The following is a 7,864-nucleotide window of genomic DNA, read 5'->3' on the forward strand; positions in this document are numbered from 1 at the left end:
GGTAATACCTATACGGTAGATATTACGCCGAGCGGAGCAGGAGATATAACCATTGATGTACCTGCCAACGTGGCCCAAGATGCCGCAGGGAACAATAATGCTGCTGCCACTCAGGTCACCACAACTTTTGATGCTGGAGCACCTAGCGTGGTAATACAAGGAGCACCAGCAAGCGTGAATACTACCGCAGCTTATAATGTAACGCTGGAATTTAGCGAGGATGTTGTTGGTTTTGAATTAGGGGATTTGGTGCTAAGCAATGCAACGTCGTCCAATTTTGTAGCAGTCGACGGCAATACCTATACAGTAGATATTACGCCGACTGGAGCCGGGGATATCACCATAGATGTTCCTGCCAACGTGGCCCAAGATACGGCCGGAAATAATAATACTGCAGCATTAACAGTAACCACTACCTATGATGCTATTGCACCAAGTACTAATATTATAGGAGAACCACTGGTAGTAAATACTACAAACCCCTATAGTATAACTATTGAATTTAGTGAAGATGTGGTAGGTTTTGAATTGGGTGATATAATAGTCGGTAACGGAATGGCTTCCAATTTTATGATAGTCGATGGTAATACTTATACTTGTGATATTACGCCCAACGGAGCAGGAGATATAACTATCGATGTTCCTGCCAACGTGGCCCAAGATGCCGCAGGGAACAATAATACTGCAGCGAGCCAGGCGATTACTTCTTTCGATGATGCACTACATTATACTTCGGACAACGCTAACCTAACAACAGTAGATTGGCAAACTAGGGACCTTAATGCAGCTCAAGATATATTTGCGACGCGTAATGTTGGTATTGGAACCATAAATACCCAAGGCTATAGATTGGCAGTTGATGGTAATGTCATAGCAGAAGAAATTAAAGTTGAACTTTCTCAGAATTGGCCAGATTTTGTATTTGAAAACAAATATGAGCTTCCAACTTTGGAGGACGTGGAAAAACATATATTGGAGAAGGGACATTTGGAAAACATTCCAAGTGCTAAACAAGTAGTCGAAAGTGGAGGTATTCTTTTAGGTGAAATGAATGCCAAATTACTCCAAAAAATTGAGGAGCTCACCTTGTATTCTATTCAACAAGAAAAGAAAATTAAAAAGCTTCAAGAAGAGAACGTACAAGTCCAACAATTAGCACAGAAATTATTGGAATTAGAGAAACAAATTATGCAAATGAAGAATTAGCTATAATCATCCAATGTAACACACGATGAAAACGGTATACACATTATTTATTTTATTAGGACTGGTAATGGATGTTGAAGCGCAGAGTATCCGAAAGAATTATCAGGAAATGACTGATTATGAAAGGACAGAATTGGTAAATGCCTTTTATGATATAAGGAATGGTGCCGATCTATTCGATGATATGGCTAATTTCCATATGGAATTTTTCAATTTTGATAATACAGCCGATCCAACGCGTTTAGATTTACATTTTAACCTTCCCGACGAACCGCAAAGGGAAATATTTCTACCTTGGCATAGAAGGCAAATGTTTGAATTGGAACAAGCAGTACAAGATATTAATCCTAGGATAAGTTTGGCTTGGTGGGATACCAGCATAGATCAGTCTACAACATCGCCGCTTTGGAATCAGAACTTTATGGGAAGCTTTAATACAAATTGGAGTTTAAACAGGAATTTGGGTGGAAACGGTCCATTACCAGTGCCTTCAGATGTGAGTAATTTATATGGTATGAGCAATTTTAATACCTTTTCAAACGAATTGGAAAGAAGAGCAGTTCATAGGGGCGCGCATGTATGGACTGGAGGAGCAATGCCCACTCCCTTATCTCCTCGTGATCCAGTGTTTTTTCTTCATCATACCTTTGTCGATTTCATATGGTTTAATTGGGAAGAAATCTACAATAGTTCTTCTTTCCTGAGATCTTCGATGTTGCGGTACGACGGGACTTATTCATTTAATGGAGAAACTTTGCCTTTAGTTAACCCCAATAGTATAACCGATACACGATCATTAGGGGTTTTTTATGGGGCCAATGGTCTAGCTAATCTTAATAATTATATCGTCAGTAATACATATAGACCTCAAGAAGTTTTTTATTATCAATTTTTGATTCGGGTGGGGAATAATTTTATTGTTCCTAGTGGCACAGATTGCAGCATTGAATCTGTCAATGAAATTTTAATGGTTCCTGGATTTGAAGCTACTTCTGGATCAAGATTCTTGGCTTCCATAGATGTTGCTAATCAGTCTAATAGGCCTGGAATTAAAACTAGAATTAATAATCCATATAAACATGTGGAGAACCTACAGGAAATAGTATGGGAAGAAGATAACAAGGACGATAGCCCTGTTCTTTTACAAGCTTTTCCAAATCCCTTTACAGAAAAAATAACCATTAAATTAAATAAGAATACAGATTGCAGTGTAGAAGTGTTTAATATGATGGGGGGATTGATTCGGCAAGAAGTCTTTCAAAATACCGATACTATTATTATTAATAAATTATATGGGCTTGCTGCCGGTTTTTATGTAATTCGAGTGGTTGATGCCAAAGGAGATATTATCATAGCTAAAAGAGTGGTAAAACTTTAGATTCTTTAAAAAATGAAACTCTCCCATTTAGGGTGTAAATGGGAAAAACAACTCGAGAGAACATTTTGTAAAGTGGTGTTAATGAGACTTCCCATGGTCCATGTAAATACTATTAGGATCTCTATATTTACAGCATTCTGGTAAGCTTTCGTAAATCTTTACTTCAGCTTCTGTTTCGTCCGTATCGTGTCCAACGGCAGATATGGCCTTTTTGATATCTAAAACCTTACATTTATTCTCATCCATTATCAGACTTAGTTCCTTTGTTTTAATATTCCAAGATACATACTTTACGCCTTTAAGTTTAAGAGAAGCTTTTTCAATTCTAGATTTACACATCTCGCAATTGCCTTTTACATGAAAGTTTGTTTTTTTGTTTTTGTCCTGAGCATTTAAATTAACTCCAATTAATAATAGTAAAGTGATTATTATTGCTTTAATTTTGTTTTTTACCATGAGATATAGTTTTTTATGTGGTTAAGGATTGTCTGTATACTGATTTATTTAAATCTATAACTTATACCGAAGTCCAAGATAATAGGTATGTCCTAAAACAGGTTTATATAAAAGGGTGCTGTCAAAATACGGTCCAAAAGGATCTTCTGTGGCAAGAATGGAATTTTTTTGAGTAGTATTGGTTATATTTTCGCCTCCCAGATAAATCTCAAATTTTTCATTGAGAACTCTGGTCAATTGGCTATTTACAATACTATAGGCTTCAGAAAATTTAGGTAAGCGATATGGGGGCGGGTTTTTTGAGGTATTCGGTAAACGTTGTTTGCCTTGCCAGTTTACGGTAAGATCCATTCTCCAGTGCCTTTCTCTATATTTTTTGAAGGTTTCATAATTTAGATTTACAAAAAAACGGTGATTGGACTGTAAGGGTTTGGTCATTGACCCCGAATTATAATCAAGTTTTACATTGTTATTTTTATAGGTGGCTCTGATATCCAAATTTTGAATAATCTCATAGTTCAAATCAATTTGAAGACTGTTAGAAAAACTTTTTCCTTTTAGATTATAAAACGATACTTCCCTTGGATTTTCCCAATCAATTAAAACTTGATCTATAAAGACTATTCTATTAAAATCGACTGAAAAGTCAAAGGCTCTATTGGCTATAAATAATTTTTGAATAAATCCAATCCCGGAATTCCAGGCGACCTCTGGTTTTAAGGAATAAACGTTCCCAGTATTGTGTAGGAGGTTTATTTTTCTTGAGGAAGCAAATAATTGTTGGTTTTCCGCAAAAATATCGGCAGCCCTTTTCCCTCTTCCAATAGAAAATCTCAAACTCGACTGCTTCCATAAGGCATATCTTAGATGCAGTCTTGGGGTAATAAACGTGTTTAATCGGTTGTGGCTGTCCATCCTTATTCCTGCGACAAAACTCAATTTTTCTAAATTGTCGTAGGTGTATTCAAAAAAAACTCCCACAGAGTTGTCATTCCTGTCATAGTTCTCCGCATTAACTGTTTCATAAAAAGAATCATAGTTAAAACTAAGTCCGGTTTTAAATTTATGTTGGGTGCTTCCAATGATACTATTGAACAAGAAGTTGGAGTAAAAGGATTTATGCTGAATATCATATAGGTTAAATCCATAATAAGAATTTTGGTCATGATTGCTATAGGCTGTTTGAAAACCGAAACTTTGGTAGGGCAGTTCTGGAAAAACATACCCTAATTTGGCAGAAACATCAAATCTGTCCGTATTTACTTCACTACCCCAGTAGTTATTGGTAAATTTATCCCTTTTAGGACTAAAATCTTCTTGACCAGTTTGTTTATCGTCTAGCAAATACTGTACATTAAAAAAACTGACCCACCCTTTTTCCGGATCTAAAAACTGCCATCGATTCATAAAATTTATTTGTCTGGATAGGGGGGTATCTAAAAAGCTGTCAGAATTTTTGTCGATGCTACCATTTCTAAGGTTGGCATGGAGATAAATCCCAGTTCCTAAATTCTCTGAAAACTTATAATTATACCTTGTATTGACCTCATATCTTTCATAATTGTTGGCATAAGTATTAAAAAACAATTTTTTATCGCTAAGTGGTTTTACTAATTCACTATTTATTTGCCCCGAAATACTTTCAAAACCATTTAAAACACTCCCAGAGCCTTTAGTGATTTGAATGCTTTCTATCCATGATCCTGGAATAAAGGACAGCCCATAAATTTGGGATGCCCCTCGAATTGAGGGCATGTTTTCTTGGGTAAACAATAAATAGGGGCTATTTAACCCCAACATTTGAATTTGTTTTGCACCGGTAATGGCGTCTGATATATTCACGTCTACAGTTGGGTTGGTTTCAAAACTTTCCGACAAGTTACAGCAGGCCGCTTTTAACATTTCCCTGCTATCTACGGTAACTACGTTCTGTATATTGAATAAAGATTTTTGAATGGGATTCAATTTTTTTCGCACCGTGACTTCTTCGAGCTCTTTATCTGGTCTTAACCATATTTTACCTAAATTGGGTCTATTAGCTACTATGGTATCGGACTGGTAGCCCACGTAGCTAATAACGATTTTTCCATATTCCTTTTTGAAGGGAATCGAAAATTCTCCTGCGCTGTTGGTGCTAGTCCCTATAGTGCTATTTAGCCAAACAATATTAACATCGGATAAGAGTATTTCCTTCCGATCGTTATTATAGCCCAACACAGTTCCAGATATATTTATTTGTCCGGATACTAAAGAAGTAAAAAGGGATAAAAAAATTGTTTTTAATAACCTCATGTCATGAAAAGGAATTTATACTGATTAAACACCATACCGATTCAAAAGCTTAACTACTTAGTTTATAAGTACTATAGACAACTCCTAAAACTATTTTTAGTTTGAGGAATAGCCTCATTTATTATTAAAAATAGATATTAATTGTTGTTGTTATGATAAAGATTATCAAGATTTTACGTGTTATGTAGTTCACAGATTATTTAGGTTGTTGATAGATGTTGAAGAGAAAAAGGAATTGAAAAGATGTAATTTTAGTTGAAGTAAGGATTTAATATTTTCTGAAATTATAAATAAAATAATAGGCTATCTCACTAAAACAACTTCAGAAATCATGAAAAGAGTATTAGCAATATTATCAGTGATGCTGTTTGTATTCTGTGGAAATATAAATGAACTTCCAATAGTTCAAGAGACTAAAATAAGGGTTATTAACCGTACCAATAACAATTTCAGTAATGTGGTTTTATTTTCGATGGAATTTTCTGATTTAAAACCTAAGGATACTTCGGAATATAAAATTTTAAATTACGATCCCTTAAGGGATGATCCACTAATTTATTGCTCTATGGGAGAAATAAATTATGCCCGGTATTTGGAAATTCCGAAAGAAGGAGTACTTAATTTTACCTACGCCATCGATAGTATTCAAGAAGGTATTATCTATGTTAGTTCAGTAGTTGAAAATTAAAAGAATAGGAATTATGTACTTTATGTTTTAGAAACTGTACGCCCTTGATCTCTCTATTATTTTTTTGTTTAATTTGATTTAATCAGTATGAAGGCTTTGGAGTTTTTACGTAGAAAATTATTTTGGTCAGTAGATGCGCTAAAGGGAGGAAAAGTGAGGCGACACCTGAAGGAGATTACTTTATTACAGGAAAACTTTCATAATACTGAATATTTACGTTTAACCAAAGGACACTTAACAAATTTAATCACCCATGCAACAACTTCTGTTCCCTTGTATAAAAACTTCACCAAGGATAGTGTGTTGCAAGACTTTCCAGTAGTTGACAAGGCCTATATACGTGATAATTTTAAATTATTCGAAAGCAAAGAATTTATCGATAAAAAAAAGTATAAAGTAACGACCAGTGGATCTACAGGGAAACCTTTCTACATTTTACATGATAAAAATAAAAGGGACCGAAATACGGCGGACACCATTTATTTTTCTGAAAAGTCGGGATATAAGTTGGGGGCAAGGCTATATTACCTAAGACTGTGGGATAAGCAATATAAAAAAGGAAATTTTTTATCTTGGGTTCAAAATGTTAGGACTAATTATTCGGTCGATGATTTTAATGATCAAAAAATAGCAGGCTGGATAAGAGAATTAGAAAATGACAAATCCGCCAAGAGTATTTTGGGGTATACTTCCGCCTTGCAGGCAATTTTTAAATTCTTGGATAATAAGAAAGCAAAACCATTAGAAACAAAAATAAATGGGGTAGTGGCCATTGCTGAAGGTTTGGATGAATATGTTAGAAAAGGAGTAAAAAAATATTTTAAAACCCATGTTGTTTCTCGATATTCAAATTCTGAAAATGGAATTATTGCCCAACAAAATATGGGCAATAGAAATTTTGAAGTCAACTGGGCCAGTTATTTTGTCGAAATATTGGATTTGCACAAGGATATCCCGGTACCATATGGCACTTTAGGCAGAATTGTTATTACAGATCTTTTTAGTTATGCTATGCCATTAATACGATATGATACAGGCGATGTTGGAATATTAAATTTTGAGACTAAGGATGATTGTAAAGCCTTAGTGCTTTCGCAAATTGAAGGAAGAAAAATGGATATGTTTACCAATACCAAGGGCGAGTTTATCACCTCTCATATTGTTCATCATATATTACAATTTAATGGTATTGATCAATTTCAGTTTATACAGGAAACGAATAATAAATATATTATAAAACTTAAGGTAGCATATGATTTTGATTACGACGATGAACTAGGTATAATTAAAAAATATCAAGAATATTTAGGGCATGACGCCAATATAAACATAGAATACGTAATCGATATTCCTTTACTTAAATCTGGAAAAAGAAAATTGGTTGTGAATAATGCTTTGAATACTCTACCTAAAATGAGGAAGAAATCTAAAGAAGAATCGGGATTAAAAACTATTTAATAGCAATACCTTCTGTTGGTGGTCTTTGCCTACTACATAATATGAAGTAACCACGATAAAATCTGACAGTTAAGAATTATATTTAAAGAGTCAAAACAACAAATATTAATCCTTAAAACTGTCAGAATGAATACAGAAGCAAAGGTAATTAAATCTAAGGTAGGTTTATTACAGTTAGCAGAACAATTGGGCAACGTATCTCAGGCCTGCAAGCTTTTTGGTTATAGCAGAGATAGCTTTTATCGTTTCAAAGAGCTCTACGACCAAGGAGGTGAGTTGGCACTACGGGAACTCAATAGAAGGAAGCCAAACCTCAAGAATCGAATTGAGGAAGAAGTGGAAAGAGCCGTAGTGCAAATCGCTTTTGAATTTCCTGCCTATGGACA

Annotated in this window: 7 protein-coding genes; 5 read left to right on the top strand and 2 right to left on the bottom strand. The window is 34.7% G+C overall.

Annotated features, from left to right (window positions below; translation table 11 throughout):
• The coding region (locus tag BUA16_RS18790) for an Ig-like domain-containing protein (RefSeq protein ID WP_245795606.1) at positions 1-1,206 on the top strand (1,206 nt) is incomplete at its 5' end.
• A gap of 25 nt (positions 1,207-1,231) precedes the next feature.
• Positions 1,232-2,584, top strand: a complete 1,353-nt coding sequence (locus BUA16_RS17885; protein WP_072766071.1) for a tyrosinase family protein — start codon at positions 1,232-1,234, stop codon at positions 2,582-2,584.
• 78 nt (positions 2,585-2,662) lie between these two features.
• On the opposite strand, the gene BUA16_RS17890 is transcribed toward BUA16_RS17885, so the two are convergent.
• Positions 2,663-3,040 carry a heavy-metal-associated domain-containing protein gene (locus BUA16_RS17890; protein ID WP_072766072.1) on the bottom strand — a complete coding sequence of 126 codons (378 nt, stop codon included), beginning with the start codon at positions 3,038-3,040 and terminating at the stop codon, positions 2,663-2,665.
• 54 nt (positions 3,041-3,094) lie between these two features.
• On the bottom strand, positions 3,095-5,332 hold the full coding sequence (locus BUA16_RS17895) for a TonB-dependent receptor (protein WP_072766073.1): 2,238 nt from the start codon (positions 5,330-5,332) through the stop codon (positions 3,095-3,097).
• Positions 5,333-5,663: 331 nt separating this feature from the next.
• On the opposite strand from BUA16_RS17895, the gene BUA16_RS17900 reads away from it, so the two are divergent.
• The 3 genes from BUA16_RS17900 to BUA16_RS17910 form a co-directional block, all read left to right on the top strand.
• Positions 5,664-6,020, top strand: coding sequence for a hypothetical protein (locus tag BUA16_RS17900; RefSeq protein ID WP_143150564.1), 357 nt, complete (start codon positions 5,664-5,666; stop codon positions 6,018-6,020).
• 87 nt (positions 6,021-6,107) lie between these two features.
• Positions 6,108-7,478 (top strand): phenylacetate--CoA ligase family protein, encoded by a 1,371-nt coding sequence (locus BUA16_RS17905; RefSeq protein WP_072766075.1) that lies wholly within the window; start codon positions 6,108-6,110, stop codon positions 7,476-7,478.
• Positions 7,479-7,604: 126 nt separating this feature from the next.
• Positions 7,605-7,864: helix-turn-helix domain-containing protein (locus BUA16_RS17910; protein WP_143150565.1), on the top strand; the 260-nt coding region annotated here is incomplete at its 3' end.

It is taken from the genome of Arenibacter nanhaiticus (genome assembly GCF_900141935.1).
GTDB lineage: Bacteria > Bacteroidota > Bacteroidia > Flavobacteriales > Flavobacteriaceae > Arenibacter > Arenibacter nanhaiticus.